The organism is Lactonifactor longoviformis (assembly GCF_042848515.1).
GTDB classification, from domain to species: Bacteria; Bacillota; Clostridia; order Lachnospirales; family Lachnospiraceae; genus Lactonifactor; species Lactonifactor longoviformis.
This window is the reverse complement of the sequence record NZ_AP031453.1, coordinates 2586191-2605586: the sequence shown is the minus strand read 5'-3', so window position 1 is coordinate 2605586 and position 19396 is coordinate 2586191. Positions and strand designations below refer to the sequence as shown.

20 protein-coding genes and 1 riboswitch are annotated in these 19396 nt (G+C 45.6%); of the genes, 7 read left to right on the top strand and 13 right to left on the bottom strand.

Annotated elements, in window-relative coordinates:
- Positions 1-3 precede the first annotated feature (3 nt).
- Positions 4-345: a hypothetical protein gene (locus tag ACGHCT_RS11995; RefSeq protein WP_072850802.1), complete on the bottom strand. Its 342-nt coding sequence runs from the start codon at positions 343-345 to the stop codon at positions 4-6.
- Between the two features lie 111 nt (positions 346-456).
- Here ACGHCT_RS11995 and rbr point away from each other — a divergent pair, with 111 nt between their 5' ends.
- Positions 457-1047 carry a rubrerythrin gene (gene rbr, locus ACGHCT_RS11990; RefSeq protein ID WP_072850800.1) on the top strand — a complete coding sequence of 197 codons (591 nt, stop codon included), beginning with the start codon at positions 457-459 and terminating at the stop codon, positions 1045-1047.
- 86 nt (positions 1048-1133) lie between these two features.
- Here rbr and ACGHCT_RS11985 read toward each other — a convergent pair whose 3' ends face one another.
- Positions 1134-3194, bottom strand: coding sequence for a penicillin-binding transpeptidase domain-containing protein (locus tag ACGHCT_RS11985; RefSeq protein ID WP_390436065.1), 2061 nt, complete (start codon positions 3192-3194; stop codon positions 1134-1136).
- 166 nt (positions 3195-3360) lie between these two features.
- Between ACGHCT_RS11985 and ACGHCT_RS11980 the strand changes: the two genes are divergently transcribed.
- Positions 3361-3906, top strand: a complete 546-nt coding sequence (locus ACGHCT_RS11980) for a hydrolase (RefSeq protein ID WP_072854875.1) — start codon at positions 3361-3363, stop codon at positions 3904-3906.
- A 58-nt stretch (positions 3907-3964) separates the two neighbouring features.
- Here the strand turns inward: ACGHCT_RS11980 and ACGHCT_RS11975 are convergent, their stop codons facing one another.
- From ACGHCT_RS11975 to ACGHCT_RS11935, 9 genes are all read right to left on the bottom strand, one after another.
- Complete coding sequence (locus ACGHCT_RS11975) at positions 3965-4828, bottom strand: NAD(P)-dependent oxidoreductase (protein WP_390436063.1); 864 nt, start codon at positions 4826-4828, stop codon at positions 3965-3967.
- A gap of 87 nt (positions 4829-4915) precedes the next feature.
- Positions 4916-6184, bottom strand: coding sequence for a D-alanyl-D-alanine carboxypeptidase family protein (locus ACGHCT_RS11970; protein ID WP_072854877.1), 1269 nt, complete (start codon positions 6182-6184; stop codon positions 4916-4918).
- 71 nt (positions 6185-6255) lie between these two features.
- Complete coding sequence (locus ACGHCT_RS11965; RefSeq protein ID WP_390436061.1) at positions 6256-6651, bottom strand: DUF3783 domain-containing protein; 396 nt, start codon at positions 6649-6651, stop codon at positions 6256-6258.
- A gap of 9 nt (positions 6652-6660) precedes the next feature.
- Positions 6661-7884 (bottom strand): MFS transporter, encoded by a 1224-nt coding sequence (locus ACGHCT_RS11960; protein WP_390440177.1) that lies wholly within the window; start codon positions 7882-7884, stop codon positions 6661-6663.
- Positions 7885-7920: 36 nt separating this feature from the next.
- Positions 7921-8709 carry a zinc dependent phospholipase C family protein gene (locus ACGHCT_RS11955; RefSeq protein WP_072854880.1) on the bottom strand — a complete coding sequence of 263 codons (789 nt, stop codon included), beginning with the start codon at positions 8707-8709 and terminating at the stop codon, positions 7921-7923.
- 13 nt (positions 8710-8722) lie between these two features.
- Entirely contained in the window at positions 8723-9292 is a 570-nt protein-coding gene (scpB, locus tag ACGHCT_RS11950; protein WP_072854881.1) for an SMC-Scp complex subunit ScpB, read from the bottom strand.
- 16 nt (positions 9293-9308) lie between these two features.
- Complete coding sequence (locus tag ACGHCT_RS11945) at positions 9309-10049, bottom strand: ScpA family protein (RefSeq protein WP_072854882.1); 741 nt, start codon at positions 10047-10049, stop codon at positions 9309-9311.
- A gap of 104 nt (positions 10050-10153) precedes the next feature.
- Positions 10154-10948 carry a metallophosphoesterase gene (locus ACGHCT_RS11940; RefSeq protein WP_390436059.1) on the bottom strand — a complete coding sequence of 265 codons (795 nt, stop codon included), beginning with the start codon at positions 10946-10948 and terminating at the stop codon, positions 10154-10156.
- Positions 10949-11093: 145 nt separating this feature from the next.
- Positions 11094-12284 (bottom strand): D-alanyl-D-alanine carboxypeptidase family protein, encoded by a 1191-nt coding sequence (locus ACGHCT_RS11935; RefSeq protein ID WP_072854884.1) that lies wholly within the window; start codon positions 12282-12284, stop codon positions 11094-11096.
- An 883-nt stretch (positions 12285-13167) separates the two neighbouring features.
- A riboswitch (TPP riboswitch) is annotated at positions 13168-13273 on the top strand.
- 100 nt (positions 13274-13373) lie between these two features.
- On the opposite strand from ACGHCT_RS11935, the gene cytX reads away from it, so the two are divergent.
- Genes cytX through thiD form a run of 5 tightly spaced genes read left to right on the top strand, consistent with a single transcriptional unit; the run spans position 13374 to position 17446 of the window.
- Complete coding sequence (gene cytX / locus ACGHCT_RS11930) at positions 13374-14561, top strand: putative hydroxymethylpyrimidine transporter CytX (RefSeq protein WP_390436057.1); 1188 nt, start codon at positions 13374-13376, stop codon at positions 14559-14561.
- Positions 14555-15379: a hydroxyethylthiazole kinase gene (thiM, locus tag ACGHCT_RS11925; RefSeq protein WP_390436055.1), complete on the top strand. Its 825-nt coding sequence runs from the start codon at positions 14555-14557 to the stop codon at positions 15377-15379. The genes cytX and thiM overlap by 7 nt, the downstream gene beginning before the upstream one ends.
- Positions 15366-16004 (top strand): thiamine phosphate synthase, encoded by a 639-nt coding sequence (gene thiE, locus ACGHCT_RS11920; RefSeq protein ID WP_072851786.1) that lies wholly within the window; start codon positions 15366-15368, stop codon positions 16002-16004. Before thiM ends, thiE begins: the two co-directional genes overlap by 14 nt.
- Positions 16001-16645 carry an HAD family hydrolase gene (locus ACGHCT_RS11915; protein WP_390436053.1) on the top strand — a complete coding sequence of 215 codons (645 nt, stop codon included), beginning with the start codon at positions 16001-16003 and terminating at the stop codon, positions 16643-16645. The genes thiE and ACGHCT_RS11915 overlap by 4 nt, the downstream gene beginning before the upstream one ends.
- Before the next feature lie 3 nt (positions 16646-16648).
- On the top strand, positions 16649-17446 hold the full coding sequence (gene thiD, locus ACGHCT_RS11910; RefSeq protein WP_390436051.1) for a bifunctional hydroxymethylpyrimidine kinase/phosphomethylpyrimidine kinase: 798 nt from the start codon (positions 16649-16651) through the stop codon (positions 17444-17446).
- Between the two features lie 59 nt (positions 17447-17505).
- Here the strand turns inward: thiD and ACGHCT_RS11905 are convergent, their stop codons facing one another.
- Complete coding sequence (locus ACGHCT_RS11905) at positions 17506-18762, bottom strand: DUF4179 domain-containing protein (RefSeq protein ID WP_390436048.1); 1257 nt, start codon at positions 18760-18762, stop codon at positions 17506-17508.
- Entirely contained in the window at positions 18752-19339 is a 588-nt protein-coding gene (locus tag ACGHCT_RS11900; protein WP_072851792.1) for a sigma-70 family RNA polymerase sigma factor, read from the bottom strand. Before ACGHCT_RS11900 ends, ACGHCT_RS11905 begins: the two co-directional genes overlap by 11 nt.
- Positions 19340-19396 lie beyond the last annotated feature (57 nt).

Below are 19396 nucleotides of genomic sequence, written 5' to 3'. Positions count from 1 at the left end.
TCATCAGAAAGGAAATTCCTCATCCTCAAAGGAAGAATTCTGCTCCTTCCAATGGAGCAAAAAAGTCATTGCTCCTATCCTTCCCCTGTCTGCAGCCATGGTAATAAACGAATCTATCAGTTCTGTCTGCAGCCAGCCCAATTTTGCCGTACGGGTCAAAAGCTCCATATTTTCTTCCTCTATCAGCCGCTCCATCATAGGGCGGATTCTGCTTTTCAGATACCTTTCATAACGGTTTCTCAGCTCTTCATCAAAAACCTCCCCTGAAAAGTAGCGTTCTAAAGCAATATCCAGCTTAATCCTCCCCTGTCCCGACTCCAGAAATTTTTGATCCCGGGGATCCATGCGTTCGCCTCCCTCATCAGTTTCTATTCTTAAGCCATTATAACAAAAAATGCGTAAAATTTCTAATTTTGGTAAAAATATAGAGCATAAATATTGAAAGGATGAATTGTCATGTCAATTGATTTTAAAAACAGTGAAACAAAAGAAAACCTCATGCGTGCCTTTGCGGGAGAGAGCCAGGCCAGAAACCGCTATACCTTTGCCGCCTCACAGGCAAAAAAAGAGAAGCTTCCTGTCATTGAGGCCGTGTTCACCTTTACCGCCAATCAGGAAAAAGAGCATGCAGAAATATTTTATAACCACTTACAGGAGCTGGCAGGAGAAACTATAACCGTGGATGGAACCTATCCGGTTGACATTCACAGCAGCGTAGAAAAGCTTCTTAGAGCCGCACAGCATAATGAATATGAAGAACACGATGATGTATACAAAAACTTTGGAGATAAAGCAAAGGAAGAGGGATTTCCCAAAGTAGCTGCCTCCTTCCATATGATTGCAGAGATCGAAAAATTCCATGGGGATCGTTTTGGTAAGTTTGCCGAATGGATGGAGCAGAACAAACTCTTTGTATCCGATGTAGAAACAGGCTGGATGTGCCTCAACTGCGGATACATTTATCACGGAACCGAAGTTCCGAAGGAATGTCCTGTCTGCCATCACGAGAAAGGGTACTTTATTCGTCTGGAACTGGCACCTTTCTAAGTCTAAAATGGGACGTGTACTTTCTAGAAAGTACACGTCCCATTTTAGACTCAGGGTGTCCCAAAATAGAACTGCCCTGTCCCTTTTTATTTATAGTTTGCAAAACATTCCCTCACCTTAGGCACTACATAGTGGCTGCCTCCCCTGTCTTTCACATCTTCCACCATCATTCCTATGAGCAGACAGGAATTCTCATCCCCGTCACGAATCCCCATAAAGTAGCCCAGCTCTGTACCGGTGGTATCTTCCTTGGAAGCCTTGATCTCTGCTGTACCGGTTTTGCCTGCTATGGTTTTTCCTTCGATCATGGCTTCATGCCCGGTCCCGTCCGGATGATCGACCACCTGAACCATATCATTCCATACTGTTTCCGCCGCTTCTTTGGTAAATACGTTTTCTTTCCAGTAGCCCGTTTTCTCTCCTTCCTCTTTTATCAGATAAGGAGTTATCATACTTCCGTCGTTGACAAAGGCAGAATACGTTACCGCCAGGTGAAGGGGATTGACTAGTATTTTTCCTTGTCCGTATCCGCTGTCAGCCAGTTCTGTCTCACTTTGTATCTTTCCGTCTTCCCCATACGTTGAGGGTTTGTACTCCATTGTAAATGGAACGGGTTCATTAAATCCCACAGAATCAAGCCCCTTCTGGAAATTCTCGGTTCCCATATCAAGGGCTGCCTGGGCAAAATAAATATTGTCAGAGTAGATAAGGGCATTTTCCAGATTTTTCGGACTGTAGTCCGTCAGGGTGGTAACGTAATAATTTCCCCAGCTGCTGTCCTTCTGCCACTGCAGTCCCTCGTACACTGCCTCTGTGCCGGCTGTCAGCGCTCCCTGGGTCAGACCCAAAGCCGCCACGATGGGTTTGAATACAGACCCAGGCGCCCAGGTAGATCGGCAGCGGTTGTACAGGGGCTTTGACGCGTCATTATTCAATTCCTCCCACGCTTTGCTGGTATAGCCCATCACAAAATCATTGGGATTATAAGCCGGCGTGCTCACCAATGCCAATACTTCCCCGGTTTTCGGGTTCATTGCAGCACCCCAGCCTTTATCTTCAGCCAGCTGCCGGTACATCTGCGACTGAAGGATGGAATCTATTGTCAGCGTAATGTCCTTTCCGTCCTCCCCTTTTTGCTCCACAATTACAAATTTCTCATTTCCATCACTGTCCACAATAGATACTTTACACCCTGTGGTGCCATGAAGCTGTTTTTCACAGACCTTTTCAATGCCGCCTTTCCCAATCTGGCTGGTGGCGGTATAGCCTTCACCGGCATGTTCTTCCAGTTCCTCCGCTGTGATATTCTGCGTATACCCCACAACCTGAGCAGCCGACTGCCCTAAGGGATAATACCGCACGGTTGTATCTGATATCTTGACGCCTGGAATTGTGAGAAGCTGAGCCTTCAGCGCCTCCTCGGTCTTGGCCACAGTGCGGATTGGTACAAATAAATCGTCTTTCACCCAGTTTGCGCTTAAAGCGGTTTCGATCTTCTCTTTGCTGACATCCAGGTACTCTGCAATCTGAACAATTGCTCCCTCCCTGTCTTCCGGTAGTTTCCCAGGGACAATTCCAACTGAAGATGCGGTTCCCTCACCTGCCAGCATTACCCCATTTCTGTCGTATATATTACCCCGTTTGGGATAACTTGTCTCTGCTTTTATCTCTTCTCCTTCTTTCAAATGAGGATGCAGATCCTGTACCGACCAGTTCAGCATATACATCTTATCCTTATTTTTAGATAAGATAGCGCTGTTCTCAAAGGAAAGCTCCCCCGCCAGCGTACTCATGGTGAGCTGATAGGAAAGTGTCCGGGCACTTTCTCTCTTAGAATTGGATTTGTCATCCTCTGCAATAGAAATCTTGATCTGGTTTGCCTCCATGCTTCCGTAAAAATTCTGATTCTTTTCTATAAATGCTTCCTCAGAAATTGTACTCCGGCTGTCTTCTGAGAGCATCTGATACATTTTTTCATACTTTTTGTCATTGGCAAACTGAAAATACTGTTTCAGTCTCATTTCCGGCGTCTCAATTTTACTGTTTTGATACAGGAAGAACCCTAGGATTCCTCCCAGAACCAGAACCGCCGCGATTATTATAATTGCTGCTGCCTGCTTCGGCGAAATCTTTTTATTCTGCTCCATTCTATTCCCCTCCTGGATGGTGTCTGGCTGTCCGGGACAGCAGTGTATTAACAGTAACTAACATGTATTGTAATATTATCTTTCTTCCGTGTCAATTTGTCTTTCCCCTTCCTTTGTGATATCATATTCCTATTATAAGTATTGACCAAAGGAGGGATTCATTATCATGACACGAGAAGAAGCATGGAATCTTCTGACCGAATATAACCAGGAAGAGTTCCATCTGGAACACGCGCAGATAGTAGAAAATGTAATGCGGTATTTTGCAAGAGAGTTGGGGTATGCCCAGGAAGAGGAGTTCTGGGGCATTGTAGGTCTTCTTCACGATCTGGATTTCGAGCAGTTCCCTCAGGAACACTGTACCAAATCTCAGGAAATTATGGCAGAGCGAAAGATAGATCCCGCAATTATCCGTGCCGCCGCAAGCCATGGATACGGAATCACCGTAGATATCAAACCTGAGCATGAAATGGAAAAAATATTATTTGCCACAGATGAACTTACAGGTCTCATTGGAGCTGTTGTAAGGATGCGCCCTTCACACAGTGTACAGGACTTGGAAGTAAAATCCGTAAAAAAGAAATTCAAAACCCCCAAATTTGCAGCCGGCTGCTCCAGAGAAGTAATTCAGCAGGGTGCCGATATGCTGGGATGGACCCTTGATGAGCTGATGGAGAGAACCATTCAGGCCCTCCGGACATTTCAGGAGTAGCCGCCCGCCCATAAAAAGGAGGCTCTCCCTTGCCGGTAAAGCCTCCTTTTGCCGTGATTTATTTTTCATAATAATGAATCAAAGCCTGCGTTCCCAGATCCTCCATTCCTTTTTGCGACAGCTGCTCATACATATTCAAAATTTCTTCCAGAACAGGCATGGAAACCGCCCTGTCCTTCCCCTCTTCTACTGCAATCTTCATATCCTTAATATAATGCTTCATAAAAAATCCAGGCTGGAAATCGTCACTTAAAATCTTGGGAGCTATGTTGCTCATCTGCCAGCTTCCCGCTGCCCCCTGGCTGATGCTGTCCAGCATTACCTGCAGATCAAGGCCTGCCGCCTTTCCATACGCAAGGGCCTCACACACGCCTGCCAATACCCCTCCTAAGGCAATCTGATTTGCCATCTTAGTATGCTGTCCGCTGCCTGCCGTTCCCTCATAGTGGATGGTCTTTCCCATAGCCCGAAACAGCTCTTCACACGCCTCAAAATCCTCTCTGGTTCCTCCGGCCATAATGGAGAGTGTCCCATTTGCAGCGCCAACGTCCCCTCCGGATACGGGTGCATCCAAGGCTTTAAGGCCTCGTCTGACAGCCTCCCTATTGATCCGCACGGACAGTTTGGGGCTGGTGGTGGTCATGTCAATAAGATATGTCCCTTTGGCAGCATTGGCAATAATACCTCCCTCTGAGAAATAAACCTCTTCCACATCTTTGGGATATCCCACCATAGTAATCACTGCCTCCTGCTCCCTGACACACTCCGCAATGGTATCCCTCCACTGGGCCCCCTCCCGGATCAATTCTGCTGCCTTCTCCTTTGTTCTGGTGTAAACAGTAAGCTCATAGCCGGCCTTCATCAAATTGCGCGCCATCCCTTTGCCCATAACACCGATTCCTATAAAGCCTATCCTTTTCATCTGTCTCTCCTCTTTTCCATGTCATTTCTGCTGGTACTTTTTTTCTACTATAGCACATTGGAATGGGACAGACAAGCTTGCAACGCCCTAAAAGCCCAGCAGGAATTTCTCCCCCACCTTCCCAAAGCACCACTGGAAATCTAATTCTCCCACTGACTTAGACGCAACGATAGGATACTCCTTTATCACCTCTCCATTCAGCTTATACTGAACACTTCCCACTGTCTGATGCTCTTTCACAGGTGCAGTCAATGATTTGGGAATATCATAGATAATGTCCACCTGCTCATCCCTCCGAAGAAGCATAGTAAGACTTTCGTCTCCCTCCATATCTACAGAAACCGGCACGTACGCTTTTTGGGACATTTCCCCCGCAGAGGATATTCCATCTTTTACAAATACATCCTGCATCTCTTTATCCTGGTCCAGAACATTTTGATATGAGTAATTATCCAGTCCGTAAGTCATCAGCTTCTTCGTGTCACTCCATTTATACCCTTTATTATTCGGCCATCCGCAGGCCAGAAGGGCTACGATGAATGTCTTGCCGTCCCGGTTAAGCGCTCCTACATAACAGTAGCCTGCTTTTGCCGTAAATCCGGTTTTCCCGGACAAGGCACCATCCATCATAGAGAGGAATGCATTATGATTGTTACAGCTATAAGAACTTTTCCCCTCCAGATCCGAGAAGCTGTAAGATGCCGTTCTGGTCACCTCCAGAAACTCCTCTTTTTTGGGAGACTCAGTAATGCAGTATTTCATAATCCGGGCCAAATCCGCCGCTGTTGTGGAATGTACCTTCTGCACACTGGTTACCTGGCCCTCTGCATCCGTCTCCTCCAGTGTTTTAGAAGCATCCAAGCCATTGGGTGTGATAAAGTAGGTATCTCTGCATCCAAGCTCCCGGGCCTTTTGGTTCATCAAATCCGCAAATCCTTCCACAGATCCCCCGATATGCTCTGCAATAAGGACAGCTGCATCATTGTGGGATTCCAGCATCAGGGAATACAGAAGATCCCCCAGCCGGAACTGCTGGCCCTCCCTTACTCCAAGATGTACTTTCGGCTGAGAGGCAGCATAGGCGGAAGCCGTTACTGTGTCCTCCATATTTCCTTGTTCCAGAGCCACAATACAGGTCATGATCTTTGTTGTGCTCGCCATTGGTTTTGCCTCATAGCCGTTCTTTTCAAATAGAACACGTCCGGAGTCTCCGTCCATCAGCACAGCAGAAACCGCATATAGGCCTGAAGGCTCCTCTACCGTATCTTCTGTGCCTTCCGCATAGACAGGAACAGTTTTAAACACTCCTGCCGTCAATGTAAGTATTGTAATCCATACAAAAAAAAGTCTCTTCATAGACTCCTCGCTCAAAGCATTATATAAAACTATATGCAGACAAAGTTAAAAAAATGAGTGTGTCCCCAGCCTTAAGCCTGACCGGGATCACCACTCATCTTTTCATGTTCTCTCTTTAATTCTTCATACAGCTCCAGAGAATTCCATTCTCTGTTCGTATCCGTCAGCACAGCCTTCAGATTTACCTTATCCAGTCGTTCTCTCCGAAATGCACGCAGCAGATCGTTCAGCTGCCCGTCTGTGAATCCTTTCAATAGCATCATTTCCTCCGAAAACCCCGGCCCTTCGTAGGCTTCTGCACCTTTCTCCATACCCGGAATCTTGGCCAGGGCGCCCACCGGCTGAAGATACTCTGCAGGTTCCACTGTTATAATTTTAGCCCCCAGACGGACACAGATAAATTTTATTTTCTGTTTTCGTCCGGGATTTGTAATATTGTATAGCAATACGGTACATCCTGGGTTCATACCATCACCTCACCCTTCTATTTTTGTCGTCTTGCGAAATGCAATGAGTCCAACCACAAACATCAGTGCCAGCATGAATACCCCTGTTTTAGAGCTTCCGCTCAGCTGTGTGGATATTCCCATAAGCATGGTCCCCATAAAAGCTGCCCCCTTGCCAAAAATATCATAAAACCCAAAATATTCGCTGGACTTCTCCTTCGGAATTATCTTTGCAAAATAAGAACGGGACAGTGCCTGAATGGCCCCCTGGAATACCGCTACGCACACCGCCAGAAACCAGAACTCCCATGCCTTATCCAGCTGCAGGGCGAACAATGCAATCCCCAGATACCCCAGAATAGCGATCATGATCAGATTCTCGCTTTTAAACCGCTTGGAAAACCTCGCAAACAATATGGAACAGGGGAACGCCACAACCTGTGTTAAAAGCAGGGCCAAAAGCAGATGCGTATCGCTGATTCCCACATCTTTTCCATAGGAGGTTGCAAGATCGATAATAGTATATACTCCATCAATATAAAAGAAAAATGCAATGAGAAAAAATAAAACCTTTTTATTTTTGCCGATATGCGTCAATACATTTCCCAGCCTGACGAAACTATCCCGCACAGGGGTATCAGATACCTCAACCCAATGCGTCTGCTGATAATTCTTCAGAAGAGGAAGTGTTACAAAAAACCACCAGGCGCCTGTAATGGCAAATGCGATCATAGTGGCCGTAACCCCCGAGATCCCGATTGCATCAGCTCCAAGTATCAATAGAAGTGAAGCGACAAAGGGGATACAGCTGCCGATATATCCCCAGGCATACCCATGGGAAGAGACTACATCCATCCGCTCGTCTGAAGTGATATCGATCAGCATAGAGTCGTAAAATATAAGACTCATATTATAGCTTGCCTTTGCGATTACAAGAACAATTAAAAAAGCCAGCCACTGTTTAGGAATCATCAGACTCAGGCAGCCGATAACACCAAGTATAAAAAATGCTGCAAACAAGGGCTTTTTATAATTACGGGTATCCGCCAGGGTGCCGAATACCGGTCCCATCACTGCAACCAGCACGGTACAGACTGACAGAGCATAGCTTAAATATGCGGTAGAATCCGCCAGTGAAATTCCAGCCTGAGAAGCAAGATTTTTAAAATAAATAGGAATGATTGTGGTGCACAGCATTACAAAGGCGGAATTTCCTACATCGTACAAAATCCACTGCTTTTCCAACCTGCTCATTTTATCCATGCTATTGTCCTTTTCTTTCTCCATACTCTATTCAAAGTTGCGGTAAAAGCGTTCACTGAGTTCTTCTCTTCCCATCATGCACTCATAGAGGTTCCCCAAAGCTTCCGCGGCCTCATCAACTGCCTTCTGGTACATGACAATCAGCTCTTCATTGGATGCTTCACACTGTGGGTTCTTATGCTTCCTCATAACCTGACCCTCCATGGAATCATAGCACCCCAGAACTTTTAAAAGAAAAAGAAGCAGCTTCCTTTTGCATTCTGTTCTGCATACTAAAATACCAGTATAGAACTTCATCCCTCTCAGGGACTCCCAAACCTCCTCCGGGCGGATGGCCGGAAACAGGGAACTGATAATTTCATTTCCCTTCCGGGTGGGGCAGATGGACACAGCCGGGTGGTAGGTAAATGGATTTTTCTGCTCCTGCTCCATGAACATTCTGTCCAGTTCTGTCTCAATCTCCGCATGTGACACCCCTGTGATTCTCTGATATTCCCATATATAAGGGTGGCAGGCACTGTCCAGAATATAATGACAGGCAAAGCCCAGGAGATAGGACATCATTTTATCTGAGGGCTTTTCCTGTACCTTTTTAATCCCTCTCTGAAAAAATGATGCTGCTATTTTCTCATGCACTTCCATAGCCGTCCTGTTGACTTTATTTTTGCTGAAAGGTTTATAGTAAAAAAAGATGTCCGGTCCGTGCAGGCCTATGAGATACAAGCTCTTAGATTTTCTTATTACGTCTTTCAGGTTATCAGGAAGCCGCTTGAAAACTTCCTTTCCAAATAAATCATGGGTATATGTTGTTGGCATAAATTTTCTCCTTTTATATATCCAGCTTCAGCTGTACTTCCTCCTCAGCCTCTGCCTTAAAGTCTTCCAGCTGCACCGGATCCAAAATCGGCAGGTCGTCCAGTCCCTGAACGCCAAAATTCCTCAAAAATTCTTCTGTGGTACCAAACAGAATGGGGCGTCCCGGTGCGTCCAGTCTTCCCAGCTCCTTCACCAGGCGGTATTCCACCAGCTTATTCACTGCGTGATCGCTTTTTACCCCTCTGATTTTTTCAATTTCCTGCTTTGTTACCGGCTGTTTATATGCGATAATCGACAGGGTTTCCAGCATAACATCCGTAAGGACGGCTTTTTTAGGCTGCAGAGCCAGCCGCACCAGATAGTCATAATATTCCTGTTTCGTGCACATCTGAAAGGAATTTTCCAGCTCAATAATTTTAATTCCGTGACTTTCTTCCTCATAACGAAGCATCATATTCCGGATAATTTTTCTGGTGGTATCTGTATCATGTTCAATGGCATTGGCAATTTTTGTTATCTCAACTGCCTCTCCCGCAGCAAAAAGCAGGGCTTCAATGGCACCCTCTATATGCTTTATCTCCATCTGCCTTCCTCTTTTCTTACAATGTTTCTATATAGATATCATCAAAAAGCCGCTCCTGGCTAATCCAAATCTTCCCGGTCTTCATCAGCTCCAGAATAGCCAGAAAGGTAACCACAATCTGTGTCTTGCTTGCCTGCTTCTGCAGCAGATTTCGGAAGCTGAACTTCTTATGGGTACTGGCATATGCCTCCACATAGTCCATTTTATCCGGGAGACTGACCTCTTCCCTCTCAATTTTTCCGAACTTGCTTCGGATGGGATCCAGCTTGTCCTCCTGACGGCGAATGATAGATTTAAATATTTTATTCAGCTGAGCCAAGGTAACTCCTTCGAGAAGCTGTGAGGGATCCACAGGCTCTCTGTATTCCAGCACCTCTTCCGGGATCGTTGGCTTTTTATAAATGGAACGTGCAGCTTCTGCCATTCTGTCTTTCAGCTCATAAGACATATATTTATACATCTTATATTCCAGCAGCTGCTGTACCAGTTCATCCCTGGGATCCTCTTCCTCCCCCTCTTCGTTTATCTCCCGGGGAAGGAGCATTCTGCATTTTATTGAGATGAGAGTAGCTGCCATAACCATAAATTCGCTCATGACATTCAAATCCTCTTCCTGCATTCTGCGGATGTACTCAAGATACTGCTCTGTAATTTCCACAATGGGAATATCGTAAATGTTCACTTTATTCTTTTCAATCAGGTGAAGCAAAAGATCCAACGGACCCTCGAACACCTGCAGTTTGACGGGAATTCCCATATTAACCCTCATTTCCTGCGGTCAGCAGGGCGTCTTTACCGCACCTGCCTTCATTTCCAGACATTCGAAGCTAATTTTACAACATTTACAGGGAAAAGTCCATACTACTCTTCCGGCTTCAGTATAATTACAAGCATTTCTCTGGGGTTAAAGATTCTGAGGGGAATGGTATGTTCCCCCATTCCCGCGCTGACCACCGCATATTTTCCCTCTTTTGTAAATAATCCATGACAGTACTTGGGAAACAGCGTCATATACGGGCTGATTAGTCCGTTCGTAAACGGAAGCCGCACCATTCCCCCATGGTAGTGTCCGGACAATGTAAGGTCTGCTCCCCAATCCAGGTAAGCATCTGTAAACCTGGGATTATGTGCAAGAAGAATATTATAGGCATTCTCCTCTGGTTTGCCCAGCAGCAGTTTCAGTTCCCGCTGAGACAGGCCGTGTCTCCTCTTTCTGTCGTAATACTTCATTGGGAGTTCCAGTCCGTAAATATTGACAGATGTTTTTTTGCTTTTCAGAGGGATATGCTGATTTTCCAGGAGAATCACCCCGGCCTTTTCCAGCTCTCTTTCATATCTCTGATACTGATGTTCATACTGTTCCGGATTAATCTTCATTCTGTACTCATGATTTCCCAGCCCGTAGTAGACCGGGCAGCATCCCACAGCCTGTCTCACAAAGGATAAGGCAGGCAAAACGGATGCCCCTGGCTTACCTATAAGCAAATCTCCCCCTATCAGAATACCGTCCGGGTTCTCCTGGTATATCTTTTTCACCAGGACCGCATTGTTCTCCCCGAAACAAACATTGTGCAGGTCGCTTATCATAAGAAACTTCAACGGTTCTTTGACTTTTGGGGAACTAAATTCATATTCCGCTGTTATAAACTTCTTCACTGATAATTTCTATTCCTTTTCCATGAATTTTACTCTTACTATACACTACTTTTTCCTCCGGCGCAATTTTGAGAATCTTTTCCAACCAAAAAGCAGAATATGCAAAGAGAAGTTTCTCTTTATATATTCTGCTTTTTTTAAAATTTTATGACGATTCTGCTACCAGCCAATCCTGAACAGATTTTTTGATATAATCAAAATAATTCGATTTTTCCACATCTGTTTTAAATACAATGTCAACAGATCCTATCTTTTCTCCGTCCAGATAATACTCCGCGGTTCCCGCTTTATCTCCCTTTTTTACCGGAGCCGTCACTTCTTTTTTCAGCTTAATTTTCTTTTCTATCTTATCAAATGACTGCCCTTTGGTATCCAGATACTGAAATGGTCCCTGGTATTGACATTGGGCTTCCCCGTCTATAGATTTCTTTACTGTTACAGGCTTTAACTCATCCTTATTCTCATCCGTGTACATATTGCAGCTGCCAAAGCCCAGATTCAGCATAGCTGCTGCATCCTTAAAACGAACTTTATAGTCCGGAGCTGTCATCACCACACTGATCAGCGTAATTCCATCACGTTTTGCCACAGCCGACACACAGTATTTTGCTATGCTTGTGCTTCCTGTTTTCAGGCCTACACAGCCGTCATATCCCCTTACCAGTTTATTTGTATTCGTAAGGCAGAATTCCTTTGTCCCCTGGGCAGTCACATGTGTTATATCTTCCATCCATATAGAGGAATAGTCCAAAATCTTCGGATATTTGGTAATTAATTCCCTGGACATCAAAGCCACATCATTTGCCGTTGTATAATGATTGGAAGACTCTGTGAGACCGCAGCAATCTTCAAAATTTGTATTTTCCATTCCTAATCCTTTTGCTCTTTCGTTCATCCTCTTTACAAATTCACTCTCACTGCCGGCAATGTGTTCTGCCATAGCAACACTGGCGTCATTTCCCGAGGCTACTACGATACACTTTATCATAGTTTCCACCGTCTGTTTTTCCCCCTCCTCCAAGAACACCTGGGAACCGCCCATTGATTTTGCATGGGCACTGGTAACAACCTCATCCTCCATATGTAAGGTTCCCTTCTCTAATTCGTCAAATATGAGAATCAGTGTCATAATCTTGGTAATACTGGCGGGGCTAACCTGGGTATCCTTATCCTTCTCATAAATAATCGTCCCTGTACTCGCCTCCATTAAAACCGCGTGGGGTGCTGTAATCAGCTCCCCGCTTTCCGTCTCAGCAGTTTCAGCTAATACAAGGGCAGGAGAGATACTGAAAAAAATAGTAAGAATTGAAAGAAGAACTGCTAACTTCCGGGCCATGGTTATCTCCTAGATATGCTTTCTACTATTAGTTTAAGCGGGGGGGATGGGAAATATTACAAATTATAGTTTTTTGTATGTGGAGTTCGGAGTTATGTAGTCGGCGAGCGCATCGCAGACGGACGGATATAGGAGGGAGCACCGGGGAGACAGGGCCAGGGGCCGGAGTATAAGGGCAGGTCAGCTCGAGGCTCCGCTCCCCGGTGCTCCTTCCTATATCCTGGCAGAGACTCACTTCGCATTCACGGAAAGCGGGTGGGGAAGGTCGAATGTTGTACACTTTTCATATTATTCATCATTTATGATCGCTCAATGTTTTGGATAAACATCCAAACCGGTTACCGTTATCACTTCTATACTTTCTGGCTACATTACAGTCATATCCTATGTGAATGATATCATTCCCCTTCTGATAAATTTACCCTCTGGAACTTCCCTATATCCAGGTGAGAGGAATCCCGCGGCGGTTGGATGGCTGGGTTGGGCGGGAGGGAGGCTTAAGTTCCGCGGACGATTCCGCAGGAGTGAGTAGAGAGTCTTAGGCAAAAACGGGATTCCCGCAGGAGATTTTTTCGGCAGTCCGAGCCGAAAAAAAGTGAGCATGGGCAGAGAATGCACATCAAGCATTCTTTGCACATACGAACGGTGCTCTGGCGGGGATTTCGGTTTTGTCTTAGACTCTCTTCATGACGGAGGTGTCCCCGGAACTTAAGCCTCCCTCCCGTCCGGGCCAGCCAGCCCGCTGCCGCGGGATTCCTCTCACCGTCCCCCCCTGCCACCCCACACCTTCCGACTGGAAAATCTCAAGCTTACGACATTAAATTCCAATTTCCCAATTATTTGACATTTCCCCCATTTAGTGCTATTCTAATTTCAAACAAAATATTACAGTCAGGGGAGCCTGTGAGCAGGCTGAGAGGAAGTACTCAACTTCGACCCTTTAACCTGATATGGATAATGCCAGCGTAGGGAGATGAAATTAATAATCCGGAGAGACGTTTTGGCGTCTCTCTTTTTGATTTCTCTAAAACAGACGGGAAAAGAGGTGATGCATCTGCAATATCAGGGATTGTAAAAAGGAGGGAAACAGTGATAGAAAAGAAAACATCAGTCTTCGGCAGCAGTCTTATATGGTTTGGAGCTGCCATTTCAATTGCCGAGATTATGACAGGTACGATTCTGGCGCCCCTGGGGATGAAAAAAGGAATAGCTGCTATATTGCTGGGGCATCTCATCGGGTGCGCGCTGTTTTATTTTGCAGGCCTGATAGGAGGTGAGACAGGAAAAAGTTCAATGGAAACCGCCAGGCTGTCCTTCGGACAGAAGGGTTCTCTTCTATTCTCGGTCCTTAATGTCATTCAGCTGGCCGGATGGACCGCAATTATGATTATCGGCGGTGCACGGGCCGCCGGAAGTATCTCTGCCTCGCTTACAGGGGCAGACATGGAATGGCTCTGGTCCCTGATTATTGGAGGTCTGATCCTGGTCTGGATCCTAATCGGCGTCACCGGTCTTGGGAAAATAAATACGGTAGTAATGTCTGCTTTATTTCTTCTCACTATTATCATGAGTGTCATTGTCTTTAAAGGAAAGAGTCCCGGTTTGGCGGAGGGCAGTATCAGTTTTGGAGCTGCTGTAGAACTGTCGGTGGCCATGCCTTTGTCCTGGCTCCCTGTCATCTCTGATTATACAAGGACAGCTCAAAAACCGCGCTCTGCCACCCTAGCCAGCACAGTGACTTATTTTATTGCCAGCAGCTGGATGTACCTCATTGGAATGGGCGCCGCTGTCTACACCGCAGAATCTGACATTGCCGCAATCTTTCTGAAGGCGGGTCTGGGCGCCGCTGGCTTGATCATTTTTATAGCTTCTACTGTAACCACTACGTTTCTGGATACCTACTCAGCAGGTGTCAGTGCTGCAAGCATCAGCAGTAAATTCAATGCCCAAAAGGTTGCCGTATTTGTATGTGTAATAGGAACAGGCTTGGCAATTCTTGCTCCTATTGAACAATTTGAAAACTTTCTCTATCTCATCGGATCTGTATTTGCACCTATGATTGCTGTTATGATTGCCGACTATTTTCTGCTGAAGCAGGATTTTTCCGGGGAATCCTTCAATGCTAGAAATCTGATCCTTTGGGGTGTGGGATTTCTTATTTACCGGATATTTATGAGAATTGACACTCCGGTAGGCAACACACTTCCGGTAATGCTCATTATTATTTTGTTATCTGTCATTACATACCAATTTGTCAGGAGGACACAAACATGCTAGGAGAAATGCTTGAAAATGTTAGAAAAAAATCACCTTTGATCCAAAATATTACCAACTATGTAACCGCGAATGACTGTGCCAATATTACTCTGGCCTGCGGAGCTTCCCCTACGATGTCAGACGGGGAAGAAGAGGCAGTGGAGATGGCCACACTCTGCGATGGGCTGAATATTAATATGGGAACCCTGCACCCCCGTTCAATCAAAGCAATGCTTCTTGCCGGAAAACAGTCTAATGTATGCGGACACCCCGTAGTTTTGGATCCTGTGGGGGCCGGAGCCTCTTCTTATCGTATGGAGACTGCAGCAGCTCTGTTAAGTGAGATACAGTTTGCTGCCATTCGGGGAAATATTTCAGAGATAAAGACCCTTGCCAACGGAAAGGGGAGTTCCAAAGGAGTGGATGCTGACGCCGCAGATGCGATAACAGAAGATACCCTCCCGGATATGATAGCATTTGCAAAGGAATACGCCGGAATTACCGGTGCTGTCATTGCAGTCTCAGGAGCCATAGATATCGTATCAGACAGCAAAAAAGCCTATGTCATCCGCAATGGACATTCTGTGATGGCTCAAATTACAGGATGCGGCTGTATGCTCAGTTCTCTGACTGCCGCTTATCTTGCCGCCAACCCCGAACATCACCTGGAAGCTGCCGCGGCTGCCTTCATTGCTATGGGCTTATGCGGACAATTAGCCTATGATAAGATGGCAGCACAGCAGGCGGGGAATTCATCCTGCCGCAATTATCTGATCGACGCAGTCTACCATTTAACCGGAGAGCAGCTGGAGAGAGGAGCTAATTATGAACTGTACTAAGGAATCTATGCTTTTATACGCCATCACTGACAGAACCTGGGTAGGTAAACAGACTTTGATGGAACAGGTGAAAGACTCTCTGGAGGGCGGCATCACCTTTCTCCAGCTTCGGGAAAAGGACTTGGATGAAGCCCATTTTCTGGAGGAGGCGAAAGAAATGAAAGCGCTTGCCTCAAAATACCGCGTCCCCTTTGTCATTAATGACAATGTTGACATTGCACTTGCATGCAGCGCAGATGGGGTCCACGTGGGGCAGAGTGATATGGCGGCCTCTAAAGCCAGAGAAAAACTGGGTCCGGATAAAATAATCGGCGTGTCTGCGCAGACTGTGGAACAGGCTTTGGCTGCGGAGAGGATGGGGGCTGATTACCTGGGAGTGGGGGCTGTATTTGCCACCTCTACAAAGGATGCGGATGTGATTGCACGTGATACATTAAAAGAAATCTGTGGGGCAGTATCTATTCCGGTTGTAGCAATCGGAGGTATTAATCACAATAACATTCTGGAACTGGCAGGAAGCGGCATCGACGGTGTTTCTATTATCTCCGGCATCTACGGACAGCCGGATATTAAAGAAGCCTGCAGGAAGCTTTTAAAACTATCTAAGGAAATGGTGGGAATATGAAGAACCAATTAAAGGGGGCTATATTTGACGCAGACGGAACACTGCTGGATTCTATGTATCTTTGGGATGCTCTGGGAAATGCCTATCTTAACAGCAGAGGAATCACACCCAGGGCGGATCTCAACGCGGTATTGGAAACTTTAAGTCTTCCGGAAGCCGCCGAATATTTCAGGGCAAAATACGGAGTTAAGGAAAGCGCCGAAGAAATCATCCGCGGAATCAATCGTATTATTTTCTGCGGCTATAGAGATACCGTTCCCCTGAAGCCGGGCGTTGTCAAAGTTTTAAACTCTTTTTCTCACATGGGAATTCCTATGTGCGTCGCAACTTCAACAGACCGGCCACTGATTGAAGCCGCCTTTGCCCGCAATGGGATCCTTAAGTATTTTCAAAAAATCATTACATGCACGGAAGCCGGCACAAGCAAAAGAGAAAGCAAAATATACTTTTTGGCTGCTGACACCCTGGGAACCAGTCCTGAGGATACCTGGGTATTCGAAGATGCATACTTTGCAGCACAGACGGCTAAAAATGCCGGTTTTCATTTGGCAGGGATCTTGGATCCCTCAGAAAAAAACCAGGAAAAGCTCGCGGAAATTTCAGATATATATCTGCACTCCTGGGACGAATGGGAGGAATAAAGTATGCATACAGTACTAACCATAGCCGGTTCCGACTCCAGCGGCGGAGCCGGAATCCAGGCCGATATAAAAACCATCACCGCACATAACATGTACGCTATGAGCGCTATTACAGCCCTCACAGCCCAGAACACCACCGGCGTATACGGAATTCAGGAATCCACCCCTGATTTTGTCGCCCGTCAGCTGGACTGCATCTTCCAGGACATCCCCCCGGAGGCAGTAAAAATAGGAATGGTCTCTAATGCTGAGATCATCCGCATTATCGTAGAAAAGCTCAAAGAATATAATGCCCAGAACATTGTGGTAGATCCTGTTATGGTTGCCACAAGCGGAAGCAGCCTTATGAAAAACGACGCCGCAAAAGCGCTTATGGCAGAGCTTCTTCCCATAGGTACCGTTATTACTCCCAATATTCCTGAGGCGGAAGTACTGAGCGGATATCCTATCAGAAATACGCAGGATATGGAGCAGGCTGCTAAAAAAATCTCTTCCTTTGTCCCAGGAGGAATTCTCATAAAAGGAGGCCATCTCACAGACACTGCCGACGATCTTCTCTATACCCGTGAAGCCTCGGCGTGGTACCGGACTGTGCGCATTGAGAATCCAAACACACACGGAACCGGGTGTACGCTCTCTTCTGCCATCGCCTGTAATCTGGCCGCCGGATATCCTCTGACCGTCTGCATTCAAAATGCAAAAGATTATATAACCGGAGCCCTAAAAGCAAATCTAAATCTGGGGAAAGGCAGCGGGCCGCTGAACCATATGTGGCAGGAAAAGGGGACGTGTTCTTTTTAAAAGGAACACGTCCCAAAATCATCTCAGGGTGTCCCAAAATAAAGATGCCCTGTCCCTTATTACTTTTCCAGCTCAATTTCCTCGGAATATACCGCACATGCGGCGGCCTTTTCCTGATCTTTTGCTTTGATGGCCGTAATATCATCTACAATTACATACAGAGATAACTTCGTAATTTCTTTTTCCTTCAGTGCATAGGTTTCATAGACTCCCATATCTTCTACCCAGCGCACTCTCTGTCCGTCCTGATCAAAAACGGCAACTCCTATATGCAGAGGCTCGGAACTGTCCAGATATGCCTCTGTATAGAATTCTTCTGCCTGTTCTTTTCCCAATGCCTCTTCTGCCTGTTTTTTGGCCTTGTCATATATCTTCCTGATCTGCTCTGACGAGATTTCGGGTTCTATGGGTTCTACTTTTACCTCATAAGGGGTAACCGTAACTTTCCCTATGCCGATGCCATCCTCGTTGGTGTTGTTTACTTCATAAGTCTGAACATTGTCTGAGGTAACGGATACTGGTATGGCAAGGACCCATTTTCCCCGAAAGAAGCATATTCCCTCATTGCCTTCTCCTGCGACATCACTTTCTACGGTGCCTGATTTATCTCCCCAGTTAATTGCATCCCAGGATATCTGCAGTTCGTAAGGCGCTTCCCCTGCATTTAACTCTTCCATCAGGTTGATTTTTACAACTCCCAGAAAAGTAGTTTCGTTTACCTGTTTTCCCTCCAGACTGAAATCGTAATCTTTTTCCTGGGAACCATTAATCGAGTAACTGCCTAAAAGCTGTACCAAATCTGTCTCTCCGCCGCCATTTCCCCATCCTGCATACTGATTATCATATCCCCACATAACTCCCAGAGATTCTTTTCTTTCCATTGCTATAGTGATAAACAGTGAAGTCCCGTCACAGTATACTTCTGAAGCTGTCAAAGTAATATCTCTGTCTGTGGCAGAATAAGCCTGTGCAGTTTCCTCATATTCATTCTCCCCGCCTTCTGCGTCCGCATCATTGACAGTATTGTCTTCGGGAACCAATTTTTGTGCTTTATGGGAATAGTCGCCTGAAAATGAAATATCCTTTTCCACTTGTGCAAAGATATCCCCTATAAGCGGCAGCTTACTGGCCATCACAGGGTTGGCAATACAAACTACAATGACACAGACAAATACAGCTGCCAGACTACCCACGCTGACCATCGTATATTTTTGTATTTTCCTCCTTCTTTTTCTTTTTAAAATACCTATACTTTTCTCTATGGTTTTGTCCAGTTTTTCTTCCGGAATTGGAATCTTATGAAATTCATTGTACATATATATAATCCTCCTTGAGATACTCTTTCAGCTGTGACTTGGCTCTGTGCAGATAGGACTTTACGGTTCCCTCAGGAACCTCCATGGCATAAGCAATCTCCTGAATCTGCATTTCATTAAAATACTTTAAGATAATCACTGTCTTGAATTTTTCCGGCAGAGCATCTATGGCATCATACAAATCCCATTTTTCCTCCAGTCCTAGCCCTTTTTCCGTTTCTCCTGTATACGAATCCTCATATTTTTCATATTTGGCACTTTTTCTCAGGTGATCCACTGCCGTATGGATTAGAATTCTGGTCAGCCATGTCTTAAAGTATTCAGGCTCCTGAATATTTTTTACTGATTCAAACCCCTTTAAAATGCAGTCCTGGACAATATCCAGTGCACTCTGCTCTTCTTTTGTATATGTATAAGCCATACGGTATAAATACTTCTTATATATCTCCACCAACTGTCCATAAGCAGTCACATTGCCTCTTGCGGCCTTTTTCACCAGCTTTAACTCTTTCTTATCTATCACCTTACTGGCAACCTTCCTTTCTGCAAGCTCCCGGGTAAGCTTTTGCTTTTTCATTGTACATCAATTAGACGGTACAGGGAGCGAAAAGGTTGCAGGAATAAAAAATTTTTT

Bases quoted from the DNA above. Each gene is read 5' to 3' on its own strand.
- ACGHCT_RS11935 (WP_072854884.1), bottom strand. From the start codon at position 12,284: ATGGCCCGGAAGTTAGCAGTTCTTCTTTCAATTCTTACTATTTTTTTC.
- ACGHCT_RS11900 (WP_072851792.1), bottom strand. From the start codon at position 19,339: ATGAAAAAGCAAAAGCTTACCCGGGAGCTTGCAGAAAGGAAGGTTGCC.
- ACGHCT_RS11975 (WP_390436063.1), bottom strand. From the start codon at position 4,828: ATGAAAAGGATAGGCTTTATAGGAATCGGTGTTATGGGCAAAGGGATG.
- ACGHCT_RS11970 (WP_072854877.1), bottom strand. From the start codon at position 6,184: ATGAAGAGACTTTTTTTTGTATGGATTACAATACTTACATTGACGGCA.
- ACGHCT_RS11980 (WP_072854875.1), top strand. From the start codon at position 3,361: ATGACACGAGAAGAAGCATGGAATCTTCTGACCGAATATAACCAGGAA.
- scpB (WP_072854881.1), bottom strand. From the start codon at position 9,292: ATGGAGATAAAGCATATAGAGGGTGCCATTGAAGCCCTGCTTTTTGCT.
- ACGHCT_RS11985 (WP_390436065.1), bottom strand. From the start codon at position 3,194: ATGGAGCAGAATAAAAAGATTTCGCCGAAGCAGGCAGCAGCAATTATA.
- ACGHCT_RS11905 (WP_390436048.1), bottom strand. From the start codon at position 18,762: ATGTACAATGAATTTCATAAGATTCCAATTCCGGAAGAAAAACTGGAC.
- thiD (WP_390436051.1), top strand. From the start codon at position 16,649: ATGCATACAGTACTAACCATAGCCGGTTCCGACTCCAGCGGCGGAGCC.
- rbr (WP_072850800.1), top strand. From the start codon at position 457: ATGTCAATTGATTTTAAAAACAGTGAAACAAAAGAAAACCTCATGCGT.
- ACGHCT_RS11915 (WP_390436053.1), top strand. From the start codon at position 16,001: ATGAAGAACCAATTAAAGGGGGCTATATTTGACGCAGACGGAACACTG.
- ACGHCT_RS11965 (WP_390436061.1), bottom strand. From the start codon at position 6,651: ATGAACCCAGGATGTACCGTATTGCTATACAATATTACAAATCCCGGA.
- ACGHCT_RS11955 (WP_072854880.1), bottom strand. From the start codon at position 8,709: ATGCCAACAACATATACCCATGATTTATTTGGAAAGGAAGTTTTCAAG.
- thiM (WP_390436055.1), top strand. From the start codon at position 14,555: ATGCTAGGAGAAATGCTTGAAAATGTTAGAAAAAAATCACCTTTGATC.
- ACGHCT_RS11960 (WP_390440177.1), bottom strand. From the start codon at position 7,884: ATGAGCAGGTTGGAAAAGCAGTGGATTTTGTACGATGTAGGAAATTCC.
- ACGHCT_RS11995 (WP_072850802.1), bottom strand. From the start codon at position 345: ATGGATCCCCGGGATCAAAAATTTCTGGAGTCGGGACAGGGGAGGATT.
- ACGHCT_RS11945 (WP_072854882.1), bottom strand. From the start codon at position 10,049: ATGGGAATTCCCGTCAAACTGCAGGTGTTCGAGGGTCCGTTGGATCTT.
- thiE (WP_072851786.1), top strand. From the start codon at position 15,366: ATGAACTGTACTAAGGAATCTATGCTTTTATACGCCATCACTGACAGA.